Origin of the sequence: Bradyrhizobium sp. CCGE-LA001, from assembly GCF_000296215.2 — a bacterium.
Classification (GTDB): domain Bacteria; phylum Pseudomonadota; class Alphaproteobacteria; order Rhizobiales; family Xanthobacteraceae; genus Bradyrhizobium.
The window spans coordinates 4,507,344-4,531,129 of sequence record NZ_CP013949.1; the positions used below are offsets into that span (position 1 = coordinate 4,507,344).

Consider the following 23,786-nt stretch of genomic DNA (forward strand, 5'->3'; position numbering starts at 1 on the left):
GCGGCCTTATGCCTGCTCGATCTCGACAAGGGCGCCGGAAAAATCCTTGGGGTGCAGGAACAGCACCGGCTTGCCGTGGGCGCCGATCTTCGGCACGCCGTCGCCGAGCACCCGCGCGCCCTCCTTCACCAGGGTGTCGCGCGAGGCGATGATGTCGACGACCTCGTAACAGATATGGTGGATGCCGCCGTCGGCGTTGCGCTCCAGGAATTTCGCGATCGGCGAACCCTCGCCGAGCGGCTCGATGAACTCGATCTTGGTGTTGGGTAGCGTCGCGAATACGGTGGTGACGCCGTGCTCGGGCAGCGGCACGGCTTCCGAGATCTGCGCTCCGAACGCCGCGCCGTAGATCTTGGCCGCCTTGAGGGCGTCCTTGGTCGCGATCGCGACATGGTTGAGCCGGCCGAGCATGTCTCTTCTCCCCTTACACTGTCAGCACATGTACCAGACAGGGGGGCTTTTTACCCCAGTGTTCGTTGATGACGGCACGGACAGCGCGTCGCACCGACTCCGCCAGCGCGTCCGGATCGCGCCGCCGCGGCCGCGGCAGGCCCTCGATGGTCGAGACCACGGCATCGAAGACGATGTCGTCGAAGGCCTCGCCCGCCCTGTTCTTCTCGGGGATGCCGACGAGATCGACCTCGGGATCGTCGGCAAGCTCGCCCTGCTCCGTCATGGCGACGGCCACAAAGGCGCAGCCGGAAAAGGCCATGCGGCGGCGCTCGACCACTGCGCGGGATTTGGAGTCCTCCAGGATCGTGCCGTCCTTGTAGAGACGGCCCGACGGCACCTCGCCGACGATGCCGGGATCGCCGGGTCCGAGCCTGACCAGGTCGCCATTGCGGCAGACCAGCACGCGCGGCACGCCAGCGGCGCGCGCCAGCTTGGCGTGCTCATTCAAGTGCAGCGCCTCGCCGTGGACCGGGATCAGGAGCTGGGGCTTCACCCAGGAGATCAGATCGCGCAGCTCGTCGCGGCGGGGATGGCCGGAGACGTGGACCAGCGCGTCGCGGTCGGTGATCACCTCGACGCCCTGGAGCACCAGATTGTTGATGATCGAGCCGACGGCCTTCTCGTTGCCGGGGATGGTGCGCGAGGAGAAGATGACGCTGTCGCCCCGATTGAGCGTGATTTCGGGGTGGTCGTCATTGGCGATGCGCGCCAGCGCAGCGCGCGGCTCGCCCTGGCTGCCGGTGCAGAGCGCCAGGACCTTGTCCTGGGGCAGATGGCCGTAGACCTCGGGCGAGCGGAAGTTCTGCACGCCGTCGAGATAACCGGTCTCGCGCGCGACCTGCACCACGCGCTCCATGGCGCGGCCGACCACGACGACCTCGCGGTCGGCAGCCTTCGCGGCCTCGGCCACGGCTTTGACGCGGGCGACGTTGGAGGCGAAGGTCGTCACCGCGACGCGGCCCTTGGCGGCCTTGACGAGGTCGATGATGGTCCGGGCGACCTCGGCCTCGGACGGCGAGCGGCCGTCGCGCACCGCGTTGGTGGAATCGCCGATCAAGGCGAGCACGCCCTCCTCACCGAGCTCACGCAGCCGCTTCTCGTCGGTCGGGGCGCCCAGCGTCGGGGTCGGGTCGATCTTCCAGTCGCCGGTGTGCAGCACGGTGCCGGCCTCGCTGCGGATCGCAAGCGCGTGCGCTTCGGGAATGGAGTGCGCAACCGGGATGAACTCGACGTTGAACGGGCCGACATCGACGCGGCCACCGGACGGGATCACCCTGACAGGAATGTCGGGCGCATTACGCTCGGCGGCGCATTTGGCCTCGAACAGCGCGGCGCTGAACTTGGTCGCGTAGATCGGGCATTTCAGCCTTGGCCAGAGGTCGATGATCGCGCCGAAATGGTCCTCATGGGCGTGGGTGAGCACCAGGCCCATCAGGTTCTTGCGTTCCTTCTCCAGGAAGGAGATGTCCGGCATGATCAAGTCGATGCCGGGCAGATGCTCCTCGTCGCCGAAGGAGACGCCGAGATCGACCGCGAGCCAGGCGCGCTGCTGGCGGTTGCCGAGACCGTAGATCGACAGATTCATGCCGATCTCGCCGACGCCGCCGAGCGGCGCAAACACCAATTCGTCGGGCTTCGCCATCACGCAGCTCCCACCGAGCGGACCGGGCCAAAGAACACCTCGCCCGCCGCCACCGGCACAAGCCGGCCTTCCGCAGTGCGTACGATCAGGCAGCCGGTGTCGTCGATGCTGTCGAAAATGCCTTCCAGTGTCATCGTTCCCGTCTGGATAGCGACCCGCTCCCCGAGCCCGGCGGCGCGTTCGAGCCAGAGCTTGCGGATCTCGGCAAAGCCGCGGCCATTGTCCCAGATGCCGCGGAACTCGACCCAGGCATCGGAGAGCGCCGAGAACAGCTCCTCTGCGCTGATCTGGACGCCGAGCGCAGCGAGCGACACCGCAGGCGTCGGCGTGCCCTCCGGCGCGGCCACGACATTGGTACCCATGCCGGCGACGACGGCCAGCCTGTCGCCGATGGCCTCGGCCTCCAGTGCGATGCCGACCAGCTTCTTGCCGCCGGCGAGCACGTCGTTCGGCCATTTCAGGGCGTAGCGGGGACGGCCCTCGCCGAGGCGCAGCGCGGCCTCGAGGCTCACCTTCTCCAGCGCCGCCTCTTGCGCCAGCCCGGCGGCAAAGCCGAGCGTGGCCGCGACAGCGGGCGCGACGTCCATGACTTCGAGGATGCTGGCCGCGAGATTGCCCTTGGGCGCGATCCAGGCGCGCTGGCGACGGCCGCGGCCGGCGGTCTGCTCTGATGTGACGAACCACATCGGGCCGCGTTCGCCGGCCCGGGCGTGCTCGATCGCGTCGGTATTGGTCGAGCCGGTCCGTTCGAAAGCCGCGAGCTTGTAGCCCGCGGCTTGTGCACGAGGACCGAGCGCGAATCCCATCCTAGAACAACGACTTTGCCGCGGCGGAGGCGATGCTCACCACGGGACCCGCGAACAGCGCGAACAACAGGTTGAAAAGACCCGCGACCGCCAGCACCGTGCGCACCTCGATGCGGACGGGATCGACCTGGCCGGCCGGTTCGTCGAAATACATCGTCTTGACAATGGCGAGATAGTAGTAGGCGCCAACGACGCTGGTCAGCACGCCGATGACGGCGAGCGTGAACAGGTTGGCCTTGATGGCGGCGACGAAGACGTACCATTTGGCGAAGAAGCCGGCGAGCGGCGGGATGCCGGCAAGCGAGAACAGCAGCATCGCAAACATGAAGGCCAGCAGCGGATTGGTCCGCGACAGGCCCGCGAAATCACTGATCTGCTCCACGGCCTGACCGTTCCGCTTCATCGCGAGGATGATCGAGAACGAGCCGAGCGTCATCGCGACATAGATCACGATGTACATCAGGACGCCCTGCGCGCCCTCCACCGTACCGGAGGCGAGGCCGACCAGCGCGAAGCCCATGTGACCGATCGAGGAATACGCCATCAGGCGCTTGATGTTGGTCTGGCCGATCGCGGCGAAGGAGCCGAGCGCCATCGAGGCGATCGCGACGAACACCAGGATCTGCTGCCACTGCGAGACGATGCCGGGGAATGCGGTCAGCGTGACGCGAGTGAAGACGGCGAGCGCGGCCACCTTCGGCGCCGAGGCGAAGAAGGCGGTGACCGGCGTCGGCGCGCCCTCATAGACGTCCGGCGTCCACATGTGGAACGGCACGGCCGAGACCTTGAAGCAGAGGCCCGCGAGCAGGAAGACCAGGCCGAAGACGAGGCCGACATTGGAGATGGTCGCGGCTGAGGCGATGCCGGTGAAGCTGACCGTGCCGGTGAAGCCGTAGACCAGCGAGGAGCCGTACAGCAGCATGCCCGAGGACAGCGCGCCGAGCACGAAATACTTCAGACCCGCTTCGGTCGACTTGGCGTTGTCGCGGTTGGAGGCTGCCACGACGTAAAGCGCGAGCGACATCAGTTCGAGGCCGAGATAGAGCGAGATCAGGTCGCCGGCCGAGATCAGCACCATCATGCCGAGGGTCGAGAGCAGCACCAGGATGGCGTATTCGAATATCCGGCGCGAGGGATCGGACAGGAATTCGGTCGACAGCACCAGCGTCACCGCCGAGCCGATCAGGGCCAGGATCTTCATGAAGCGGGCGAAGTCGTCGACGATGAAGCTGCCGCCGAAGGTCACCTGCTTGCCCGCGGGCTGCATGTAGACGAGCGCGCCGACCACGATCAGCAGCACCACCGCCAGCGAGGTGACGGTCTTGGTCGTCTCCTGCCCGCGATAGGCGCCCAGCATCAGCAGCGCCATGGCGCCGACCGCGAGCACGAGCTCGGGCAGCACCGGCGCCAATTGATATCCTGCAGTCTCAAAGCTCATGGCGATATCCTGACCTGCCCGCTCACTGGAGCAGTGCGGCGGCCTTCACGGCCGACACGGCGGTGTTGTAATTGTTGACGAGTTGCTGGACCGAGGCGGCCGACATGTCGAGCACGGGCTTCGGATAGACGCCGAACAGGATCGTCAGCGCGATCAGCGGGAACAGCGTCACGCATTCGCGCAAGGTGAGATCCTTCATGCTCGCCAGCGATGGCTTGACCAGCGCCCCGAACACGACCTTGCGGTAGAGCCACAGCGCGTAACCCGCCGACAGGATGACACCGAAGGTCGCGAAGAACGCGGTCGGGATCGAGACCTTGAAGGTGCCGAGCAGCGTCATGAACTCGCCGACGAAGCCGCTCGTGCCGGGCAGACCGACATTGGCCATGGTGAAGACCATGAAGGTCAGCGCGTAGAGCGGCATCCGGTTGACGAGGCCGCCATAGGCCGCGATCTCGCGGGTGTGCAGGCGGTCGTAGACGACGCCGACGCAGAGGAACAGCGCGCCGGAGACGATGCCGTGCGAGATCATCTGGAACATGCCGCCGGCGACGCCCTGCATGGTGCCGGCGAAGATGCCCATGGTGACGAATCCCATATGCGCCACCGACGAGTACGCGATCAGCTTCTTCATGTCCTCCTGCATCAGGGCCACCAGCGAGGTGTAGATGATGGCGATGGCCGAGAGCGTGAAGACCAGCGGCGCGAAGTCGTGCGAGGCCAGCGGGAACATCGGCAGCGAGAAGCGCAGGAAGCCGTAGCCGCCCATCTTCAGCAGGATGGCGGCCAGGACCACGGAGCCTGCGGTCGGCGCCTCGACGTGCGCGTCCGGAAGCCAGGTGTGCACCGGCCACATCGGCATCTTCACCGCGAACGAGGCGAAGAAGGCGAGCCACGCCCAGGTCTGCAGCGACCGCGGCACGGCAGTGTGCATCAGGGTCGGGATGTCGGTGGTGCCGCCGTTCCAGTACAGCGCCATGATGGCGAGCAGCATCAGGACCGAGCCGAGCAGCGTGTAGAGGAAGAACTTGAACGACGCATAGACCCGGCGCGGACCGCCCCAGACGCCGATGATCAGGAACATCGGGATCAGGCCGCCTTCGAAGAACAGATAGAACAGCACGAGATCGAGCGCCGAGAAGGTGCCGATCATGAGCGTTTCCAGGATCAGGAAAGCCATCATGTATTCGCGGACGCGGTTGGTGACCGCCTTCCAGCTCGCGATGATGCAGAACGGCATGATCGCGGTGGTCAGGATCACCAGCGGCAGCGAGATGCCGTCGACGCCCATGTGGTAGGTGATGCCGGTGGCGAGCCAGTTCGCCTTTTCTACGAACTGAAAGTCGGGGTTGGCCGGATCGAAGCGCATCACCAGGATCACCGACACCGCGAAGGTGATCAGCGTGGTCCAAAGCGCGATCCAGCGCGAATTGCGCTTGGCCGCCACGTCATCGCCGCGGCTGAGATAGACGATCAGCGCACCGACCAAAGGCAGGAACGTCGTGACCGAAAGGATGGGCCAGGTCGTCATTTACTGGCCTCCAAAGCCGAACATGAACCAGGTGATCAGGCCGGCGGCGCCGATCAGCATGGCGAAGGCATAGTGATAGAGATAGCCGGTCTGGATCTTCACGACGTTGCGGGTGACGTCCAGCACGCGGGCGGAGACGCCGTCGGGGCCCAGGCCGTCGATGATGAAACCGTCGCCCTTCTTCCAGAGCTGGTAGCCGAGCCACTTCGCCGGACGGACGAAGATGAAGTCGTAAAGCTCGTCGAAGTACCATTTGTTGAGCAGGAACTGGTACAGCATCGGCTGCGTGGTCGCGAGCTCGACCGGCAGATAGGGCCGGCGGATGTAGAACAGGTACGAGACCAGGAAGCCCAGCACCATCATCACCGTCGGCAGCAAGGCGATGGCCTCCGGGATGTGATGCATCTCCTCGATGATGTGCGGGTTCATCTTCACGGATTCGCGGAAGAACTCCTCGATGCCGTGACCGGCGAACAGCTCCTTGAACGGCAGGCCAGCGACGAACGAGCCGACCGCGAGCACGCCGATCGGGATCAGCATCCAGATCGGAGCCTCATGCGCGGCCTCGTAGTGATGCTCGTCATGCGGCTCGCCGTGGAAGGTCTTGAAGATCAGGCGCCAGGAGTAGAACGAGGTCAGGCCGGCGGCGACGACCGTCATCAGGAAGCCGTACATCGCGAACGGATTGTGCGCGGCGTAGGCGGATTCGATGATCGCGTCCTTGGAGAAATAGCCGGCCGTGAGCGGGAAGCCGGTCAGCGCCAGCGTGCCGACCACCATCACCGCATAGGTGTAGGGGATCTTCTTCCAGAGGCCGCCCATGTTGCGGATGTCCTGCTCGTGGTGCATCGCGTAGATCACCGAGCCGGAGCCTAAGAACAGCAGCGCCTTGAAGAAGGCGTGCGTGAACAGATGGAACATGCCGACCGAATAGGCTCCCGCTCCCATCGCCACGAACATGTAGCCGAGCTGCGAACAGGTCGAATAGGCGACGATGCGCTTGATGTCGTTCTGGACGAGGCCGATGGTCGCCGCGAAGAACGCGGTGGTGGCGCCGAAGAACATCACGACGGCCTGCGCATTCGGAGCGAGCTCGAACAGCGGCGACAGACGCGCCACCATGAACACGCCGGCGGTGACCATGGTCGCGGCATGGATCAGCGCCGAGACCGGGGTCGGGCCTTCCATCGCGTCAGGCAACCAGGTGTGCAGCAGGAACTGCGCCGACTTGCCCATCGCGCCCATGAACAGGAGCAGACAAGTCAGGGTCAGCGCATCCGCATGCCAGCCGAGGAAGTTGATGGTCTTGCCGGTGAGACCAGGGGCGGCATGGAAGATGGTCTCGAAATCGGTCGAGCCGACCAGCATGAAGATCGCGAAGATGCCGAGCGCAAAACCAAAGTCGCCAACGCGGTTGACGACGAAGGCCTTGATGGCGGCCGCGTTCGCCGACGGCTTCTGGTACCAGAAGCCGATCAGCAGGTAGCTGGCGAGGCCCACGCCTTCCCAGCCGAAGAACAGCTGCACGAGGTTGTCCGCCGTCACCAGCATCAGCATGGCGAAGGTGAACAGCGAGAGATAACCGAAGAAGCGCGGCCGGTTCGGATCCTCGTCCATGTAGCCGATGGAATAGAGGTGCACGAGCGAGGAAACGGTCGTCACCACCACCAGCATCACGGCGGTGAGCGTGTCGACGCGCAGCGTCCACCAGACCTGGAGGTCGCCGGAGAAGATCCAGGGCAGCAGCTGGATCCTGTAGTCGTGGTGCATGAAGCCGACGTCGACCAGCGTCATCCAGGACAGCGCCGCCGAGACGAACAGCAGCGCCGTGGTGATCAGCTCGGCGCCGCGCGAGCCCGCCGCCGGCGGCTCGGCCGGACCATGGCCGTGGTCGTCGTGCCCGTCGCCGGGCTCGTGATGGGTCTCGTGGATGACCGACGCATCCTGGTTGATCGTATCGGACGCATGGGCATTGGCATGGACATGGGCATGCCCGTGGCCATGGTCACCGTGATGATCGAGCTCGTCGCCCGAGGGGTTGCGGGCATGCGCGCCGAACAGCGCGATCAGGCCGGCCAGAATGGCGCCCAGCAGAGGCAGAAAAACAATTGCCTGAACCATGACTGAGCTCAGCCCTTCATCAGATTGACGTCCTCAACCGCGATCGAGCCGCGGTTGCGGAAATAGACCACCAGGATGGCGAGACCGATCGCGGCTTCGGCGGCCGCGACGGTGAGCACCAGCAGCGCGAAGACCTGGCCGACGATGTCGCCGAGGAAGGTCGAGAACGCCACGAGGTTGATGTTGACCGAGAGCAGGATCAGCTCGATCGACATCAGGATGACGATGATGTTCTTGCGGTTCAGGAAGATGCCGAGGATGCCGAGCGTGAACAGGATCGCGCCGACCGCCAGATAGTGTCCGAGCCCGATCGTCATTTCACCCACTCCGCCGCATCGGCATCCGAGAGCCCCTGCCCCGGCGCCACCTTGCGCATCGCCATCGCCATCTCGGGCGTGCGCGCGTTCTGAACGTTGATGTCCTGCCGCTTCACGCTCGCCTTGTGGCGCAGCGTCAGCACGATGGCGCCGATCATGGCGACCAGCAGCACCATGCCCGAGAGCTGGAAGTAGTGGATGTACTTCGTATAGAGCACGAGGCCGAGCGCCTCGGTGTTGGAAACATTGGCCGGGATCGGCGACGTGATGGTCTTGCTCACAGTCGGGTTGATGATCCAGGCACCGACGGTCAGCAGCAGCTCGAACAGGAAAATGCCGCCGATCACGAGACCGACCGGCAGATACTGGATGAAGCCTTCGCGGAGTTCGATGAAGTCGACGTCGAGCATCATGATCACGAACAGGAACAGCACCGCGACCGCGCCGACATAGACGACGATCAGCATCATGCCGAGGAATTCGGCGCCCATCAGCACGAACAGGCCGGAGGCGTTGACGAAGGCCAGGATCAGGTACAGCACGGAGTGCACGGGATTGCGCGAGACAATCACCATCACCGCCGAGGCGACGCAGACGCCGGCGAAGAGATAGAAGAACAGCGCGGGAAGGATCATGCCCTCACCTCACCGGTACGGCGCATCGAGCTCGATCGCTTTCGCGATCTCGCGTTCCCAGCGGTCGCCGTTGGCGAGCAGCTTGGCCTTGTCATAGAACAGTTCCTCGCGGGTCTCGGTCGCGAACTCGAAGTTCGGACCTTCGACGATGGCGTCGACCGGACAGGCCTCCTGGCAGAGGCCGCAATAGATGCACTTCACCATGTCGATGTCGTAGCGCACGGTGCGGCGGGTGCCGTCGTTGCGGCGCGGGCCGGCTTCGATGGTGATGGCCTGCGCCGGGCAGACCGCTTCGCACAGCTTGCAGGCGATGCAGCGTTCCTCGCCGTTCGGATAGCGGCGCAGCGCGTGCTCGCCGCGGAAGCGCGGCGAGATCGGGCCCTTCTCGAACGGATAGTTCAGCGTCGGCTTCGGCTGGAAGAAATAGCGCATGGCGAGGAAGAACGCCGAGACGAATTCCGACAGCAGAAGCGAGCGTGCGGTGGCGTTGATGTTGATACCCATGACGGCCCTCACTTCGGCGCGATGCCGGCGAATTGCAGCACGCCGGCCACCACGATCACCATCGCCAGCGACAGCGGCAGGAACACCTTCCAGCCGAGGCGCATCAGTTGATCGTAGCGGTAGCGCGGCACGATCGCCTTCGCCATCGCGAACAGGAAGAACATGAAGAACAGCTTCAGCGAGAACCAGATGATCCCCGGCACCCAGTTGAAGGGCGGCAGGTCGACCGGCGGCAGCCAGCCGCCGAGGAACAGGATCGTCGCCAGCGCGCACATCGTGACGATCGCGACGTACTCGCCGAGCATGAACAAGAGGTACGGCGTCGAGCCGTATTCGACCATGAAGCCGGCCACCAGCTCGGACTCCGCTTCGACGAGGTCGAAGGGCGGACGGTTGGTTTCCGCCAGCGCCGAGACGTAGAATACCACGAACATCGGGAACAGCGGCCAGACGTACCAGTTCAGGATCGTGAGCTGCGGCAGCCCGATCAGGCTGGCAAGGCCGCGCGCATGCTGGGCCTCGACCACGGCCGACAGGTTCAGCGTGCCGGCGCAGAGCAGCACGGTGATGATGACGAAGCCGATCGAGACTTCGTAGGACACCATCTGCGCCGCCGAGCGCAGCGCGGCCAGGAACGGGTACTTCGAGTTCGACGACCAGCCGGCCATGATGATGCCGTAGATCGACAGCGACGAGATCGCGAAGATGAAGAGGACGCCGACATTGATGTCGGCGATCACCCAGCCGAGATTGGTCGGGATCACCGCCCAGGCCGCGAGCGCCAGCACGCACGACACCAGCGGGGCCAGCAGGAACACGCCCTTGTTGGCGCCGGCCGGGATGATCGGCTCCTTCAGCACGAATTTCAGCAGGTCCGCGAAGGATTGCAGCAGGCCCCATGGACCGACCACGTTCGGGCCGCGGCGGATCTGCACCGCAGCCCAGATCTTGCGATCCGCGAGCAGGATGTAGGCGATCGCCACCAGGAGGACGACGAGCACCAGGACGCTCTGCGCGACCATGATGATCAGCGGCCAGAGGAACCCGGTCCAGAATGCGCTTTCGAAGAATGCCATCAGATCACGCTCACTCCGCTGCGGTCAGCATATGCCCGGAGGCGAGGCGCGAGCATTCCGCCATTACGGCAGAGGCACGCGCGATTGGGTTGGTCAAATAGAAGTCCTCGACCAGCGGCTTGAACGGCGCCTTCTCGGGCGAGCCGCCCTTCCCCGCCAGCTTCTTGATCTGGTCGGCGGAACCGGCCTCGATCTGGTCGAGACGGATCAGGTGCGGCACGGCCTTGAAGATCACCTGCCGAAGGGCAGCCAGCGAGTCGTAGCCGAGCTTCTTGCCGAGCGCTTCCGACAGGGCGCGGATGATCGCCCAGTCCTCGCGCGCCTCGCCCGGCGGGAATGCGGCGCGCCCGGTCATCTGCACGCGCCCTTCGGTGTTGACGTAGATCGCGGACTTCTCGGTGTAGGCCGCCGCCGGCAGGATCACGTCGGCGCGGTGCGCGCCGCGATCGCCATGGGTGCCGATATAGACGATGAAGGTACCATCCGGCGCCTTGATCTCGTCAGCCCCAAGCAGGAACAGCAAGTCCAGCGTGCCGAACGTCGTCATCTGCGCCGCGTTCAAGCCGCCCGCCGTGGCGGCAAAGCCGATGTCGAGCGCGCCGACGCGCGAGGCGCTCTCATGCAGCACGCCAAAGCCGTTCCAGCCGTCCTTGACCGCGCCGACATCGAGCGCGAGCTTGGCGCTGGCGGCGAGAATGGCGGCGCCATCGTGGCGGGCGGCTGCCCCCGCGCCGACCAGGATGATCGGGTTCTTGGCGTTCTTCAGCACGTCCGTGAAGGAGTGCTTGCCGGCCGCGAGTTCGCCGAGCGTGTCAGTGCCTGCGCCGAGATGATCGTAATCGTAGGTCAGATCGGGCTTGGGACCGATGACGCCGACCTTGAAGCCGCCGGCACGCCAGCGCTTGCGGATGCGGGCGTTGAACACGGCCGCCTCCTTCCGCGGATTGGCACCGATGATCAGCAGAGCGTCGGCCTGCTCGACGCCTGCGAGCGTCGGGTTGAAGATGTAGGAGGCGCGGCCGAGCGCAGGATCGAAGGCGTCGCCGCCCTGCACCGCCAGATTGGCCGAGCCGTATTTGGTCAGCAGGTCCCTCAGCGCGAACATCTCCTCGACGCCGGCGAGATCACCGGCGATCGCGCCGATGCGCTTGCCGTCAGTGCGCGCGGCCTTCGCGGCAATCGCGGCAAAGGCCTCGGGCCAAGTCGCCGCACGCAGCTTGCCGGCTTCGCGGATATAGGGTCGGTCGAGACGCTGGGTGCGCAGGCCGTCGACGACGTGGCGGGTCTTGTCGGAGATCCACTCCTCGTTCACGGCCTCGTTGATGCGGGGTAGAATGCGCATCACCTCGCGGCCGCGGGTGTCGACGCGGATCGCGGAGCCGACGCCGTCCATGACGTCGATCGACTGGGTCTTGCCGAGTTCCCACGGGCGCGCCGCGAAGGCATAGGGCTTCGAGGTCAGCGCGCCGACAGGGCAGATATCGACGAGGTTGCCCTGCAATTCCGAGGTCAGCGCGTGCTCGAGATAGGTCGTGATCTCCATGTCCTCACCGCGGCCGGTGGCGCCCATCTCGGGCGCGCCGGCGACTTCCGCCGAGAAGCGGACGCAGCGCGTGCACTGGATGCAGCGGTTCATCGAGGTCTTGACCAGCGCGCCGAGATATTTGTCCTCGACGGCACGCTTGTTCTCGGCGAAGCGGCTGGTGTCGACACCATAGCCCATCGCCTGGTCCTGCAGGTCGCACTCGCCGCCCTGGTCGCAGATCGGGCAATCCAGCGGATGGTTGATGAGCAGGAACTCCATCACGCCTTCGCGCGCCTTCTTCACCATCGGCGAACGGGTGGAGATCTCCGGCGGCTCGCCCTTGGGACCCGGACGGCAGTCGCGCACGCCCCAGGCGCAGCTCGCGACCGGCTTCGGGCCGCCCTTCACCTCGACGAGGCACATCCGGCAATTGCCGGCGATCGACAGCCGCTCGTGATAGCAGAAGCGCGGAATCTCGGCGCCCGCGGCCTCGCACGCCTGAAGCAGCGTGTATTCGGCGGGCACATCGATCTCTTTGCCGTCGATGATGAGCTTGGTCATTCTTCCTACTCCGCCGCGACCATGTTCACGGGATCGCGGACGCCGGCATCGTCGATGTCGGCCTTGTGCGAATATTGGTCGATGCGCGCTTCGATCTCGTGACGGAAATGCGCGATCAGGCCCTGGATCGGCCATGCCGCTGCATCGCCGAGCGCGCAGATGGTGTGGCCTTCGACCTGCTTCGTCACTTCGAGGAGCATGTCGATCTCGCGCTTGTGGGCGCGGCCCTCGGCCATGCGGGTGAGCACGCGCCACATCCAGCCCGTGCCCTCGCGGCACGGCGTGCACTGGCCGCAGCTCTCATGCTTGTAGAAATAGGAGATGCGGGCAATCGCACGGATCAGATCGGTCGACTTGTCCATCACGATCACGGCGGCGGTGCCGAGACCCGAGCGCAGCTTGCTCAAGCTGTCGAAATCCATCGGCGTGTCGATGATCTGCTCGGCCGGCACCATGCGCACCGACGAGCCGCCGGGGATCACCGCCTTGAGGTTGTCCCAGCCGCCGCGGATTCCGCCGCAATGCTTCTCGATCAGCTCACGGAACGGGATGCCCATGGCCTCTTCGACGTTGCAGGGACGCTCGACATGGCCGGAGATGCAGAACAGCTTCGTGCCGACATTGTTCGGACGGCCGATTCCTGCGAACCAGGCCGCGCCGCGGCGCAGGATGTCCGGCGCGACCGCGATCGACTCGACGTTGTTGACGGTGGTCGGGCAGCCGAACAGGCCGACATTGGCCGGGAACGGCGGCTTCAGGCGCGGCTGGCCCTTCTTGCCTTCGAGGCTTTCGAGCAGCGCGGTCTCCTCGCCGCAGATATAGGCACCGGCGCCGTGGGCGACGTAGATGTCGAACGGCCAGCCGTTGACATTGTCCTTGCCGACCAGCTTGGCGTCATAGGCCTGGTCGATCGCGGCCTGGAGATGCTCGCGCTCGCGGATGAACTCGCCGCGGACATAGATGTAGCAGGTGTGCGCGTTCATCGCGCAGCTCGCGATCAGGCAGCCCTCGATCAGGAGATGCGGATCGTGCCGCATGATCTCGCGATCCTTGCAGGTGCCGGGCTCGGACTCGTCGGCGTTGACGACGAGGTAGCTCGGCCGGCCGTCGGTCGATTCCTTCGGCATGAACGACCATTTCAGGCCGGTCGGGAAGCCGGCGCCGCCGCGGCCGCGCAGGCCCGACGCCTTCATCTCGTTGATGATCCAGTCGCGGCCCTTGTCGATGATGTTCTTGGTGCCGTCCCAGGCGCCGCGGCGCCGCGCGCCTTCGAGCCCCCAATCGTGGAGGCCGTAGAGGTTCTTGAAGATGCGGTCCTTGTCCTCGAGCATATCAGTGCTTTCCGATCAACGAATGGACTGCTTGTAGGCAAGTCCGGCGGCGCAGACGGCGAAGAACAGCGCCCAGAGCAGACTGGTCTCCTGCGACGCGTTCATGAAGAAGCGCTGCAGCAGGAACATGAAGGCAGCCGCGATCGCGGCATGCATGGCGACGAAGCCCCATCTCTTCACGGCCGTGCTCCCTCCGATTGCGATGAGATCACGCATCAGGTGATCTCCTTGAGCGTCGTCGGTCCGGTGATCGGCGCCGAGAACTGGCGGCCGTTCTGCGGGCCCGGCTTGGGCGGATTGCCCGAAGCGAAACCATCGAGCACCTTGCCGAAGCTTTCCTTCGTCAGGTCCTCGTAGGTGTCCTTGCCGATCAGCACCATCGGCGCGTTCACGCAGGCGCCGAGACACTCCACCTCTTCCCAGCTGAAATTGCCGTCCTTGGAGAGATGGAAGGGCTCGTGATGGATGCGGTGCTCGCAGACGTGGATCAGGTCCTCGGCGCCGCGCAGGCGGCAGGGCGTGGTGCCGCAGACCTGGACGTGGGCCTTCTTGCCGACGGGAGCGAGCTGGAACATCGTGTAGAAGGTCGCAACTTCGAGCACGCGGATATAGGGCATGTCGAGCATGTCGGCGATGACGCGGATCGCGGCTTCCGAGACCCAGCCGTCGTGCTGTTCCTGCGCGCGCCAGAGGATGGCGATGACCGCGGAAGCCTGACGTCCGGCCGGATATTTCGCGATCTGCTGCCGCGCGAATGCGAGGTTCTCCTCCGTGAACGCAAAGCTCGCGGGCTGGACTTCCTTCGGGGCTAATCGGCGAACGGACATCTCTTCAATCTCTCACTGCATGCGGCGCGCGGTTTTCGCATTCAGGGCTTCGATCCTGTCCTGCCAGAATGCGCTTGCGGTGCCGAAGACGTTGTAGCCGACATGGGTCGAGACCTTGATGCGGTCGAGTATCGACAGCTCGGTCACGGTCTCCATGCGGTTGCTGCGCGGATCGAACACGATCAGCTTCAGCGGGGTCTGTTCGAGGATGAAACGCGACACTGAATGCGAGCGGTCGCTGCCGTGCTCCTCGCACATGATGACGCTGTCGGCCTGGAGCAGCCGGACCCCGCCCTTGATCGCCTCGATCTCGACGCCTTCGACGTCGAGCTTGATCAGGTACTTTCCGGTCGCGGCGATCTTGCCGTCGTCGATCAGATTGTCGAGCGCGATGACAGGCACTTCCTCGCCGCCTCTCGAAGGATCGCCGGCGATGCTGAAGGCCTCGTGCTTGGTGCCCGAAAGGCGCGCAGTGCCGCGGGTCGCGCCGATCGCACACTTCATGGTCTCGAAGCGATTGCCGTTAACGCGGGCATTGTTGGCGAGCTTCGGATAGTTCTGCCCCGACGGCTCGATCGCGATGGCCTTGTGCGAGCCGAACGGGCTGCTGGAGACCAGCACCGACCAATAGCCGTAATTGGCACCGCAATCGAGCAGCGTGTAGTCGACGTCGACGGAGTCCGCGAACAGCACTTCCAGCTCGTCTTCATAATTGTACGAGCGGTTGAGCAGCTTGCTCCAATAACCATCGCCATAAGGGAATTCGAACACGGCGTCGGGATTGAGCCTGATGGCGATGTTGCGCTCGGGCAGCGTCTTGCGCAGCAGGTTCGCACAGGCGATGTAGCCCATATGCGAGAAGTGCGAGGAGATCTTCGAACCCGTCACCAGCGCCAAGGCAGCCGTCCGCTCCCACAGGTTGGCCCCTTCAAGGGCCCCCGAGGCGCGGTCAAACTGGATTGGCGCCTGCGCCATCACCGATCGACCTCTCCGAACACGATGTCGAGCGAGCCGAGGATCGCCGAGACGTCGGCGAGCAGATGGCCGCGGCAGATGTGGTCCATGGCCTGGAGATGGGCAAAGCCCGGCGCGCGGATCTTGCACTTGTAGGGCTTGTTGGTGCCGTCAGAAACGAGATAGACGCCGAACTCGCCCTTGGGCGCCTCGACCGCGGCATAGACCTCGCCGGCCGGCACGTGGACGCCTTCGGTGTAGAGCTTGAAGTGGTGGATCAGCGCCTCCATCGAGCGCTTCATCTCGCCACGGCGCGGCGGCGCGACCTTGTTGTCCTCGACGACGACGGGGCCCTTCCCGTCCGGCGCGTTCAGCTTCTGGATGCACTGCTTCATGATGCGCACGGACTGGCGCATCTCTTCCATGCGGATCAGGTAGCGGTCGTAGCAGTCGCCGTTCTTGCCGATCGGGATGTCGAAATCCATCTCGGCATAGCATTCATAAGGCTGCGACTTGCGCAGGTCCCAGGCCGCGCCGGAGCCGCGCACCATCACGCCCGAGAAGCCCCACTCCCAGGCTTCCTTGAGCGGCACCACGCCGATGTCGACGTTGCGCTGCTTGAAGATGCGATTGGCGGTGAGCAGCCGATCGAGGTCGTCCACGACTTTGAGGAACGGATCGCACCAGGCCTCGATGTCGTCGACCAGCTTCTGCGGCAGGTCCTGATGCACGCCGCCGACGCGGAAGTAGGCCGCGTGCATGCGGCTGCCCGAGGCACGCTCGTAGAACACCATCAGCTTCTCGCGCTCTTCGAAGCCCCACAGCGGCGGGGTCAGCGCGCCGACGTCCATCGCCTGCGTGGTGACGTTGAGCAAATGCGACAGGATGCGGCCGATTTCGCAATAAAGCACGCGGATCAGCTGGCCACGGCGCGGCACCTCGATGCCGAGCAGCTTTTCGGCGGCGAGGCAGAAGGCATGCTCCTGGTTCATCGGCGCGACATAGTCGAGCCGGTCGAAGTAAGGGATCGCCTGCAGATAGGTCTTCTGCTCGATCAGCTTCTCGGTGCCGCGGTGAAGCAAGCCGATATGGGGATCGACGCGCGCGACGACTTCGCCGTCAAGCTCCAGCACGAGGCGCAACACGCCGTGCGCGGCCGGATGCTGCGGACCGAAATTGATGGTGAAATTGCGAAGCTGTTCAGGTTGCTCGTTCATGATCAGGCCTTCGGTCCCGCTTTCTCATCTCCCGGAAGGACCGGATAGTCCGCCCCTTCCCATGGCGAGAGAAAATCGAACTTGCGGAATTCCTGGTTGAGCCGGACGGGCTCGTACACCACCCGCTTCTCCTGGTCGTCGTAGCGGACCTCGACGAAACCGGTCAGCGGGAAATCCTTGCGCAGCGGATGGCCCTCGAAACCGTAATCGGTGAGGATGCGGCGCATGTCGGGGTGGCCGACGAAGAACACGCCATAAAGGTCGTAGGCCTCGCGCTCGAACCAGTCCGCGCCCGGGAAGACGTCGATCAGCGACGGCACCTGCGTGGTCTCGTCAGCCTGCGCCCTCAGCCGGATCCGCGCGTTCAACGTCGGGGACAGGAAATGATAGATCACGTCGAAACGCTTCTCGCGATCGGGATAGTCCACCGCCGTGATGTCGGTGAAATTGACGAAACGGCATTTCGGATCGTCGCGCAGGTACTTGACCACCTCGACGATCCCAGCCGCCTCGACGTCCACCGTGAGCTGGTTGAAGGCCACCGAGTGACCGGTGGCGGCGCCCGGCAGCGCGCTAACGATCGTCTGCCCCAGGGCGTCGAGCTTGGCGTCGTCCATGACGTAAAACCTTAGCGTTCGATGGTGCCGGTGCGGCGGATCTTCTTCTGCAGCAGCAGCACGCCGTAGAGCAGCGCTTCCGCCGTTGGCGGGCAGCCCGGCACGTAGATGTCGATCGGCACGATGCGGTCGCAGCCACGCACGACCGAGTAGGAATAGTGATAGTAGCCGCCGCCGTTGGCGCAGGAGCCCATCGAGATGACGTAGCGCGGCTCGGGCATCTGGTCGTAGACCTTGCGCAGAGCCGGGGCCATCTTGTTGGTCAGCGTGCCCGCGACGATCATCACGTCGGACTGGCGCGGCGAGGCACGCGGGGCGAAGCCGAAGCGCTCGACGTCGTAGCGCGGCATCGACACCTGCATCATCTCGACCGCGCAGCAGGCAAGACCGAAGGTCATCCACATCAGCGAGCCGGTGCGCGCCCAGGTGATGAGGTCGTCGGTGGCGGCCACGAAGAAGCCCTTGTCGGACAGCTTGGAATTGACCTCGAGGAAGAACGGATCATTGGCGCCGACCGGCCTGCCGGTCGACGGATCCAGAATGCCCTTGGGGGCCGGCGCGACGACCGGACCGGTGGACGATGCAGGGTTCAATCCCATTCGAGTGCTCCCTTCTTCCATTCATAGGCGAACCCGACCGTCAGCACGGCGAGGAACACCACCATGGACCAGAAGCCGGTCGCGCCAAGCTTGCCGAACGCCACCGCCCAGGGAAACAGGAACGCCACCTCGAGGTCGAAGATGATGAAGAGGATGGCGACCAGGTAGAAGCGGACGTCGAACTTCATGCGGGCGTCGTCGAAGGCGTTGAAACCGCACTCATACGCCGACAGCTTTTCCGGGTCCGGCTGCTGAAACGCAACGATGAAGGGCGCAATCAGCAGCACGAGGCCGATGAGGGCAGCTACCCCTATAAAGACGACGAGTGGGAGATAGTTCTGCAGAATACCGCTCATTGACGAGCCCTTTTTCCCGCAGCCTCGGGACAGCCACGGATTCGTCCGGTTTGGAATTATTCTGAGCCTTAGCGCAGTGCACCAATGGGCGCAAGACACGCTCATTTTAGGCCCTTTGCGGCCTCCAGAACGGTGGAAACGCCGGAATCACCCCGCGCGCTGGTATGGAGCAGATCGCCTGCCCCAGCAAGGCCGGCCGCAATTTCGCAGGGCAGCGATCTGAGATTGCGGGCCGCGCGCCGCGCGGGCTACGGGCCCCGCGTTGGCCTGGAAAATGGCCCGATTTTTTCGCTGCGGCAGCGCACCCAAACCCAGGCGACAACCAGCACCGGCGCCCCGACGGTCACCCAGGCGACATACTGGCCGACCACGCCCCAGAGCAGCGCAGCCAGAAGCCCGACGATGGTCGCGGCCGCGAGCAGGATAGGTGCAGCAAAGACACGTATCCACAGGCGCGCGCGATCGGACGAGCCATGCATCACGACGGGACCGGGGCTCGTCTGGCGAATGTGTCGAGCCGCGCCGACGTCCGTTTCCGCCGCCGCGCCAGCCAGAGATACAGGCCGCTGCCGATCACGATGATCGTGAGCAGGTCGAGCACGGCCCAGATCACCTTGAGCGGCATGCCGCCGTAATCACCGAAATGCAGCGGCTGCGAGATCAACAGGGCTTGAAGATAAAGCGGCAGCGCCCTGCTGTCTGCAACCTCTCCGGTCTCGCCGTCGAGCAGGACGGGCTTGAGCAGCCGCGCCGTCAGTGCCGTGTCGCCGCGCATGAAGGCAGCAAAATGATGCGAGGAGGTGAACGGCGTGCCGGGAAACGCGATGAAGGCGACGTCCATGCCGGGGGCGGCCCCCTTCGCCCGGGCGACGACATCGTCGAGCGAGGCCAGATGCACGGGCGGCGGCTTGCCGGCATAGGGTGCGACCATGCTGGCGAGCTCCGTCGCCTTCCACTGGTTCAGCATCAGCTCGGCCCAGGTGTTGACGACGCCGGTCAGCCCGACCACCAGCGCCCAGGCCACCGTCACCACCCCAATCAGATTGTGCCAGTCGAGCCAGCGCACGCGGCGGGAGGCATGATCGCGGATGGTGGCAAAGCGCAGGCGGCGGGTGAACGGCCAATACAGCACCACGCCCGAGACGATGGCGACGGCGAAGAGCAGCCCCATCGCACCCAGAAACAATTTCCCCGCTTGGCCGGCGAACATGTCGGTGTGCAGCTTGAGCACGATCAGCATCGGCCCGACGCCGACCGGCCCGAGCAGCTTGGCCGAGACGGCGTCGAAGGCCCGCACCGTCGCATTGTCGGGAAGCCCGTCAGGCGCGTTGTTGGTGAAGGCCATCACGATCCCGGGCTCGTCCTTGTCCCAGGAGATATATTGCATGACCCGGCCGGGATCGGCGACGAGCGCGGCGTCGGCGACGGCTTGCGGCGTCGCGCGCGCCGCGCTCGCATGAGCTTCGGGCTGGGGGGCGTAGCCCAGGAGCTCATCGATCTCGTGATGGAACACCAGCGGCAGGCCGGTCAGGCAGAGCAGCAACAGGAACACGGTCGAGACCAGGCTGGTCCAGGTGTGGACCACGGACCAGAGCCTGACCGTGCGCGCCTTCACGACCGCCTGCCCACGCCTGCGCTCACCATTTGTAGGAGACGCTAGCGGTCACGCGCCGGCGGTCACCGTAGAAGCAGGACGACGCCGATGCGCAGCTCGCGACATACATCTTGTCGGTCACGTTGATGACGTTGAGCGCCGTGCGCCAGTTCTGCCACTCGTAGTGGACCGCGAGATCGCCGAGCACCACTGCGGGAACCTCGAGGGTGTTGGCAGCATCGGCCCAGGACGAGCCGACGTAGCGTACGCCGCCGCCGAAACCGAAGCCCTCAAGCGGTCCGTCCCTGAAGGTGTAGTCGGCCCAGCCCGAGACCAGGAGCTCCGGCGTGTTGGTCGGCGTCTTGCCGACCAATGTCGGATCGAGATCCTTGCTGGTGAAGAGATGGTAGGCCGTGAAGGCACCGATGAACTTCAGCTCCTTCGTGGCATTCGCCACGGCTTCAAGCTCGATGCCGCGCGAGGTCACCTCGCCGGTCTGGTTCTGCAGGAGCGGCGTGCTGCCCGGCACTGTCGTCGGAACGTTCTGACGGACCAGATCGAACGCCGCGACCGTGAAATAACCGTCGAAACCTCTTGGCGCGACCTTCACGCCGATTTCGGCCTGCTTGCCGGTTTCCGGCAGGAACAGCTGGTTCTGGGCGTTGAGACCGATGATCGGATTGTAGCTCGTCGAATAGGAGACGTAGGGCGCGATGCCATTGTCGAAATTGTAGATCAGCCCGGCGCGGCCGCTGAACCTGCTGTCGTCGCGGCTGCCGACCAACGCGCCGGTGTCGCGCGCTTCCTGCGTCGTCTCGACCCAGTCATTGCGGCCGCTCAGCACCAGCGTGAAGTTGCCGAGCTTCATCTGATCCTGGAGGTAGGTGCCGGCCTGCTTCTGCGTGATCAGGAAGTTGCGGAACGGCGCCCCCGCAAGCGGAATGTTGATGCCGTAAGCGGGATTGAAGACGTTGATCGAGGGAACGGTGCCGAAATTGAAGGCCTGATAGTCGTCGATCTGGTAGCCCCTCAGATCGACCCCGAACAGCATCGTGTGCCTGACCGGGCCGGTATTGAAGCGATACTCGAGCTGGTTGTCGAGATTGGCCTGATTTGCGGTGTTCTTCGCATACCAATTGTAGCGGGCCATCGTGGCGGTATTGATGTTGTCCCAGCCGTTGCCGACATAGCCGCGATAGCTGATGTCGACATGCGCGAAGCGGGCGTTCTGGCGGAACGTCAGATCGTCGGTGAGATTGCGTGAAAACTGATAGCCGAGCATCTCCTGCTCGCGGGTGAACTTATCGACCGCGGGATCGCCGACGAAGAAGCTGGTCGGGATCTTGCCGAACGGCGCGTTGGTCACAGTGCCCTGGTAAGGCAGGAAGTTGATGCCCCGGGTGTCCTGCTTCGAGGCCGAGGCCAGCACCGTGAAGCTCGTGTCGGCGTCGGGCTGCCAGGTGAATGACGGCGCGATGAAGTAGTTGTTGTCGGGCGTGAAGTTGACCTGCGTGCCGCCGTTCTGAACCTGGCCGACGACGCGGTAGAACAGCTTGCCGTTTTCGGGCGCGACCGTGACCGGTCCGCCCATGTCGAAGCTGACATACGCGTTGCCGAAATTATTGACGCCGGTCTCGATGTAACGGATCGGCTCGGCCGGCGGCATCTTGCTGATGACGTTGACGATGCCGCTCGGACTCGATCCGCCGTAGAGCACCGCCGATGGGCCGCGCAGCACCTCGACGCGCTCCATATTGGGCGTCTGCAGCTTCCAGCTCGCATAGGACGTGTAGAACAGCTGCATGCCGTCGAGGAACAGCCCGATGTCTTCGGACTTGAAGCCGCGGATCAGCCACCAATCGTTGCGGGTGTCCGTGCCGAACGTTCCGGCCCGCACACCGGCGGTGTAGCGCAGGACCTCGTCGAGCTTGTTCGCCTTCTGGTCGCGAATCTGCTCGGCGCCGATTACCGAGACCGACTGCGGCGTCTGCATGATCGGGGTGTTGGTCTTGGTGCCCGACGAGCTGCGGCCGGCGACGTAGCCGTTCACCGGACCGAGCGGCGTCTCCACGAAGCCGACCTCGCGCTGCGGCTGCGGCCTGTTCCTGTTGGCGCTCTGCACCGAAGACGACCGCGGCGCGCGGCGCTGAGGGGTCGCGGCGGCGCGGCGGCGCGCTTCCGGCGCCGTGACCGTCACCGACGGAATGTTCTGCGCGCCACTCTGCGGCGATGATTGTGCGAGCGACGCCTGCGGCATCAATACCCAAGCGGACGCGGTCGCCAATACGGCCGACCGCAGCATTCCAAGACTGTTCAACGCGCCACCCCAAAGCTGCATGTTTTGATGCGGCATGCCCTCGGTCCCACGACGGCATGCGCTTCCGATGACGCTTATGTGAGGGCGCGCGAATTCCCTAATTGAAAGCTTCTTAGAACGGGTCTTAGAAATACTCCAAGATTTGCCGCGACCGGCCCCGCCTCCTCCGCGCACGAAACCCGCCAAGCGGGGAGATGAAACCATTTTGCGGAACCCGCGAAACCATCCGGAAACAGAGAGTCCCTAGAAGAAGAGCCCATAGACGACGGCAAAGCCCGTCGGGAGGCTCAGATGAACCACTCAATTCACTCTGCTGATCGTGCGACCCACCTGAAGATCGTGGTGGTGGCGCTGATTGCCGGTATTGCCGTGGCCGGCTTCGGGATCGCAGCCCGGACCAACGCTGATTACAGCCAGACCGCCCAGTCCACCCAGGTCATCAAGGCCGGAAAGCCGGTGGCGGTGACGAGCGCGGGCACGTCCCAGATTCGCTGACACGCCCTTTCCAGGGCTGACCAGAGGCCGCCCCCGGGCGGCCTTTTTCGTTTTCCAGAGCAATGCTTAGCCGAGATGCGGCGGCAAAGCGCAACGTCCTTGACTTCACCCAGCCCCACCTTTAAGTCCCCCTCGTTCCGCGCGCGTTCAGCGAACCACGCGGGAGTAGCTCAGTTGGTTAGAGCGCCGGCCTGTCACGCCGGAGGTCGCGGGTTCGAGCCCCGTCTCTCGCGCCATTTTGGCAATCCCTTCATACCCTTAGCCGAACTTCCCGACGCCCTGTCGCATCCAGGCCATGGACTGCCGGCGTCCGGCGGGAACTCGCGGCATAGTCAGCCTGCGCCCGAATCGTCTACGCCTTCCAGGACTTAGAGGGATCCCCACGCGTTTCCGGCCTTTCCGGGCTTCCCTGTCATTGGAATCGAGGAGGCCAGAGATGGCTAAGAAGGATTTGGCTAAGAAGGATTCGGCGAAAAAGGCAGCCGCGGCCGCCACCATCACGCTCAAGCATCTTGCCGCCGACATCGCGGAGAGCCAGGACCTGTCGAAGAAGCGCGCCGAGGCCGTTCTGACCGACATGGTCGAGCTGATCACCAAGCACCTCAAGAGGGGCGACCGCGTCCGCATCGTCGGGCTCGGCATCCTCCAGGTCCGCAAGCGCGCCGCCCGGACCGGCCGCAATCCCTCCACCGGCGAGGCCATCCACATCAAGGCCAGCAAGAAGGTCGCGTTCCGCCCGGTCAAGGAATTGAAGGAAGCGATCTAGGACTCACGTTTCGTTAAGCCTGAACCGCCCCGTTGCGGCCGCATCACGGCCCGCTTTTCTGATATACCGCCTGCTTCCCCAAAGACCCGGCGGTTTGACCAGAA

24 protein-coding genes and 1 tRNA gene are annotated in these 23,786 nt (G+C 64.6%); 3 read left to right on the forward strand and 22 right to left on the reverse strand.

Going from position 1 to position 23,786, the window contains the following annotated elements:
- Positions 1 to 6 precede the first annotated feature (6 nt).
- The 22 genes from mce to BCCGELA001_RS20965 all read right to left on the reverse strand — a co-directional run bounded on the left by mce (position 7) and on the right by BCCGELA001_RS20965 (position 22,406).
- Positions 7 to 411, reverse strand: a complete 405-nt coding sequence (gene mce / locus BCCGELA001_RS20860; protein ID WP_008547717.1) for a methylmalonyl-CoA epimerase — start codon at positions 409 to 411, stop codon at positions 7 to 9.
- Positions 412 to 424: 13 nt separating this feature from the next.
- Positions 425 to 2,095: a ribonuclease J gene (locus BCCGELA001_RS20865; protein ID WP_008547718.1), complete on the reverse strand. Its 1,671-nt coding sequence runs from the start codon at positions 2,093 to 2,095 to the stop codon at positions 425 to 427.
- A complete protein-coding gene (locus BCCGELA001_RS20870) occupies positions 2,095 to 2,901 on the reverse strand; it encodes a biotin--[acetyl-CoA-carboxylase] ligase (RefSeq protein ID WP_060736206.1) in 807 nt (268 codons plus the stop codon). Before BCCGELA001_RS20870 ends, BCCGELA001_RS20865 begins: the two co-directional genes overlap by 1 nt.
- A gap of 1 nt (position 2,902) precedes the next feature.
- Positions 2,903 to 4,339: an NADH-quinone oxidoreductase subunit NuoN gene (nuoN, locus tag BCCGELA001_RS20875; protein WP_008547722.1), complete on the reverse strand. Its 1,437-nt coding sequence runs from the start codon at positions 4,337 to 4,339 to the stop codon at positions 2,903 to 2,905.
- Between the two features lie 22 nt (positions 4,340 to 4,361).
- Positions 4,362 to 5,870, reverse strand: a complete 1,509-nt coding sequence (locus BCCGELA001_RS20880; RefSeq protein WP_060736207.1) for an NADH-quinone oxidoreductase subunit M — start codon at positions 5,868 to 5,870, stop codon at positions 4,362 to 4,364.
- Entirely contained in the window at positions 5,871 to 7,991 is a 2,121-nt protein-coding gene (nuoL, locus tag BCCGELA001_RS20885) for an NADH-quinone oxidoreductase subunit L (protein ID WP_008547735.1), read from the reverse strand. It lies immediately after the preceding gene.
- An 8-nt stretch (positions 7,992 to 7,999) separates the two neighbouring features.
- On the reverse strand, positions 8,000 to 8,308 hold the full coding sequence (gene nuoK, locus BCCGELA001_RS20890; RefSeq protein WP_008547737.1) for an NADH-quinone oxidoreductase subunit NuoK: 309 nt from the start codon (positions 8,306 to 8,308) through the stop codon (positions 8,000 to 8,002).
- Positions 8,305 to 8,943, reverse strand: a complete 639-nt coding sequence (locus tag BCCGELA001_RS20895) for an NADH-quinone oxidoreductase subunit J (protein ID WP_060736208.1) — start codon at positions 8,941 to 8,943, stop codon at positions 8,305 to 8,307. Before BCCGELA001_RS20895 ends, nuoK begins: the two co-directional genes overlap by 4 nt.
- A gap of 9 nt (positions 8,944 to 8,952) precedes the next feature.
- Entirely contained in the window at positions 8,953 to 9,441 is a 489-nt protein-coding gene (nuoI, locus tag BCCGELA001_RS20900) for an NADH-quinone oxidoreductase subunit NuoI (RefSeq protein ID WP_026232873.1), read from the reverse strand.
- A 14-nt stretch (positions 9,442 to 9,455) separates the two neighbouring features.
- On the reverse strand, positions 9,456 to 10,523 hold the full coding sequence (gene nuoH, locus BCCGELA001_RS20905; protein WP_008547754.1) for an NADH-quinone oxidoreductase subunit NuoH: 1,068 nt from the start codon (positions 10,521 to 10,523) through the stop codon (positions 9,456 to 9,458).
- Positions 10,524 to 10,533: 10 nt separating this feature from the next.
- Positions 10,534 to 12,609: an NADH-quinone oxidoreductase subunit NuoG gene (gene nuoG, locus BCCGELA001_RS20910; protein WP_008547756.1), complete on the reverse strand. Its 2,076-nt coding sequence runs from the start codon at positions 12,607 to 12,609 to the stop codon at positions 10,534 to 10,536.
- Positions 12,610 to 12,614: 5 nt separating this feature from the next.
- Positions 12,615 to 13,940: an NADH-quinone oxidoreductase subunit NuoF gene (nuoF, locus tag BCCGELA001_RS20915; RefSeq protein WP_060736209.1), complete on the reverse strand. Its 1,326-nt coding sequence runs from the start codon at positions 13,938 to 13,940 to the stop codon at positions 12,615 to 12,617.
- 15 nt (positions 13,941 to 13,955) lie between these two features.
- On the reverse strand, positions 13,956 to 14,156 hold the full coding sequence (locus BCCGELA001_RS20920) for a hypothetical protein (RefSeq protein WP_008547768.1): 201 nt from the start codon (positions 14,154 to 14,156) through the stop codon (positions 13,956 to 13,958).
- Positions 14,156 to 14,767, reverse strand: a complete 612-nt coding sequence (nuoE, locus tag BCCGELA001_RS20925; protein WP_060736210.1) for an NADH-quinone oxidoreductase subunit NuoE — start codon at positions 14,765 to 14,767, stop codon at positions 14,156 to 14,158. The genes BCCGELA001_RS20920 and nuoE overlap by 1 nt, the downstream gene beginning before the upstream one ends.
- A 12-nt stretch (positions 14,768 to 14,779) precedes the next feature.
- Positions 14,780 to 15,742 (reverse strand): FkbM family methyltransferase, encoded by a 963-nt coding sequence (locus BCCGELA001_RS20930; RefSeq protein WP_060736211.1) that lies wholly within the window; start codon positions 15,740 to 15,742, stop codon positions 14,780 to 14,782.
- On the reverse strand, positions 15,742 to 16,938 hold the full coding sequence (locus BCCGELA001_RS20935; RefSeq protein WP_008547791.1) for an NADH-quinone oxidoreductase subunit D: 1,197 nt from the start codon (positions 16,936 to 16,938) through the stop codon (positions 15,742 to 15,744). Before BCCGELA001_RS20935 ends, BCCGELA001_RS20930 begins: the two co-directional genes overlap by 1 nt.
- A gap of 2 nt (positions 16,939 to 16,940) precedes the next feature.
- Entirely contained in the window at positions 16,941 to 17,555 is a 615-nt protein-coding gene (locus tag BCCGELA001_RS20940; RefSeq protein WP_008547793.1) for an NADH-quinone oxidoreductase subunit C, read from the reverse strand.
- An 11-nt stretch (positions 17,556 to 17,566) separates the two neighbouring features.
- Positions 17,567 to 18,154, reverse strand: coding sequence for a NuoB/complex I 20 kDa subunit family protein (locus tag BCCGELA001_RS20945; protein WP_008547795.1), 588 nt, complete (start codon positions 18,152 to 18,154; stop codon positions 17,567 to 17,569).
- On the reverse strand, positions 18,145 to 18,510 hold the full coding sequence (locus BCCGELA001_RS20950) for an NADH-quinone oxidoreductase subunit A (protein ID WP_008547797.1): 366 nt from the start codon (positions 18,508 to 18,510) through the stop codon (positions 18,145 to 18,147). The genes BCCGELA001_RS20945 and BCCGELA001_RS20950 overlap by 10 nt, the downstream gene beginning before the upstream one ends.
- Before the next feature lie 248 nt (positions 18,511 to 18,758).
- Positions 18,759 to 18,989 carry a hypothetical protein gene (locus BCCGELA001_RS20955; RefSeq protein ID WP_060736212.1) on the reverse strand — a complete coding sequence of 77 codons (231 nt, stop codon included), beginning with the start codon at positions 18,987 to 18,989 and terminating at the stop codon, positions 18,759 to 18,761.
- The gene (locus BCCGELA001_RS20960; protein ID WP_060736213.1) at positions 18,989 to 20,125 is read right to left on the reverse strand and encodes a PepSY-associated TM helix domain-containing protein; all 1,137 of its coding nucleotides are present in this window, start codon (positions 20,123 to 20,125) and stop codon (positions 18,989 to 18,991) included. The genes BCCGELA001_RS20955 and BCCGELA001_RS20960 overlap by 1 nt, the downstream gene beginning before the upstream one ends.
- Positions 20,126 to 20,147: 22 nt before the next feature.
- Positions 20,148 to 22,406 carry a TonB-dependent siderophore receptor gene (locus tag BCCGELA001_RS20965; protein ID WP_060736214.1) on the reverse strand — a complete coding sequence of 753 codons (2,259 nt, stop codon included), beginning with the start codon at positions 22,404 to 22,406 and terminating at the stop codon, positions 20,148 to 20,150.
- A gap of 306 nt (positions 22,407 to 22,712) precedes the next feature.
- Here BCCGELA001_RS20965 and BCCGELA001_RS20970 point away from each other — a divergent pair, with 306 nt between their 5' ends.
- The 3 genes from BCCGELA001_RS20970 to BCCGELA001_RS20980 all read left to right on the forward strand — a co-directional run bounded on the left by BCCGELA001_RS20970 (position 22,713) and on the right by BCCGELA001_RS20980 (position 23,682).
- Positions 22,713 to 22,916, forward strand: coding sequence for a hypothetical protein (locus BCCGELA001_RS20970; protein ID WP_008547811.1), 204 nt, complete (start codon positions 22,713 to 22,715; stop codon positions 22,914 to 22,916).
- 159 nt (positions 22,917 to 23,075) lie between these two features.
- A tRNA-Asp gene (locus BCCGELA001_RS20975) sits at positions 23,076 to 23,152 on the forward strand.
- Between the two features lie 200 nt (positions 23,153 to 23,352).
- The gene (locus tag BCCGELA001_RS20980; protein ID WP_008547812.1) at positions 23,353 to 23,682 is read left to right on the forward strand and encodes an HU family DNA-binding protein; all 330 of its coding nucleotides are present in this window, start codon (positions 23,353 to 23,355) and stop codon (positions 23,680 to 23,682) included.
- Positions 23,683 to 23,786: the final 104 nt, after the last annotated feature.

What these genes read in the sequence shown, in the direction of transcription:
- nuoH (WP_008547754.1), bottom strand. Translation starts at nt 10,523, where the DNA reads ATGGCATTCTTCGAAAGCGCATTCTGGACCGGGTTCCTCTGGCCGCTG.
- nuoK (WP_008547737.1), bottom strand. Translation starts at nt 8,308, where the DNA reads ATGACGATCGGGCTCGGACACTATCTGGCGGTCGGCGCGATCCTGTTC.
- BCCGELA001_RS20935 (WP_008547791.1), bottom strand. Translation starts at nt 16,938, where the DNA reads ATGAACGAGCAACCTGAACAGCTTCGCAATTTCACCATCAATTTCGGT.
- BCCGELA001_RS20955 (WP_060736212.1), bottom strand. Translation starts at nt 18,989, where the DNA reads ATGCATGGCTCGTCCGATCGCGCGCGCCTGTGGATACGTGTCTTTGCT.
- BCCGELA001_RS20880 (WP_060736207.1), bottom strand. Translation starts at nt 5,870, where the DNA reads ATGACGACCTGGCCCATCCTTTCGGTCACGACGTTCCTGCCTTTGGTC.
- BCCGELA001_RS20865 (WP_008547718.1), bottom strand. Translation starts at nt 2,095, where the DNA reads ATGGCGAAGCCCGACGAATTGGTGTTTGCGCCGCTCGGCGGCGTCGGC.
- BCCGELA001_RS20950 (WP_008547797.1), bottom strand. Translation starts at nt 18,510, where the DNA reads ATGAGCGGTATTCTGCAGAACTATCTCCCACTCGTCGTCTTTATAGGG.
- BCCGELA001_RS20940 (WP_008547793.1), bottom strand. Translation starts at nt 17,555, where the DNA reads ATGGACGACGCCAAGCTCGACGCCCTGGGGCAGACGATCGTTAGCGCG.
- nuoF (WP_060736209.1), bottom strand. Translation starts at nt 13,940, where the DNA reads ATGCTCGAGGACAAGGACCGCATCTTCAAGAACCTCTACGGCCTCCAC.
- BCCGELA001_RS20970 (WP_008547811.1), top strand. Translation starts at nt 22,713, where the DNA reads ATGAACCACTCAATTCACTCTGCTGATCGTGCGACCCACCTGAAGATC.
- nuoE (WP_060736210.1), bottom strand. Translation starts at nt 14,767, where the DNA reads ATGTCCGTTCGCCGATTAGCCCCGAAGGAAGTCCAGCCCGCGAGCTTT.
- mce (WP_008547717.1), bottom strand. Translation starts at nt 411, where the DNA reads ATGCTCGGCCGGCTCAACCATGTCGCGATCGCGACCAAGGACGCCCTC.
- nuoL (WP_008547735.1), bottom strand. Translation starts at nt 7,991, where the DNA reads ATGGTTCAGGCAATTGTTTTTCTGCCTCTGCTGGGCGCCATTCTGGCC.
- BCCGELA001_RS20930 (WP_060736211.1), bottom strand. Translation starts at nt 15,742, where the DNA reads ATGGCGCAGGCGCCAATCCAGTTTGACCGCGCCTCGGGGGCCCTTGAA.
- BCCGELA001_RS20920 (WP_008547768.1), bottom strand. Translation starts at nt 14,156, where the DNA reads ATGCGTGATCTCATCGCAATCGGAGGGAGCACGGCCGTGAAGAGATGG.
- BCCGELA001_RS20965 (WP_060736214.1), bottom strand. Translation starts at nt 22,406, where the DNA reads ATGCTGCGGTCGGCCGTATTGGCGACCGCGTCCGCTTGGGTATTGATG.
- BCCGELA001_RS20945 (WP_008547795.1), bottom strand. Translation starts at nt 18,154, where the DNA reads ATGGGATTGAACCCTGCATCGTCCACCGGTCCGGTCGTCGCGCCGGCC.
- nuoG (WP_008547756.1), bottom strand. Translation starts at nt 12,609, where the DNA reads ATGACCAAGCTCATCATCGACGGCAAAGAGATCGATGTGCCCGCCGAA.
- BCCGELA001_RS20980 (WP_008547812.1), top strand. Translation starts at nt 23,353, where the DNA reads ATGGCTAAGAAGGATTTGGCTAAGAAGGATTCGGCGAAAAAGGCAGCC.
- BCCGELA001_RS20870 (WP_060736206.1), bottom strand. Translation starts at nt 2,901, where the DNA reads ATGGGATTCGCGCTCGGTCCTCGTGCACAAGCCGCGGGCTACAAGCTC.
- nuoN (WP_008547722.1), bottom strand. Translation starts at nt 4,339, where the DNA reads ATGAGCTTTGAGACTGCAGGATATCAATTGGCGCCGGTGCTGCCCGAG.
- BCCGELA001_RS20895 (WP_060736208.1), bottom strand. Translation starts at nt 8,943, where the DNA reads ATGATCCTTCCCGCGCTGTTCTTCTATCTCTTCGCCGGCGTCTGCGTC.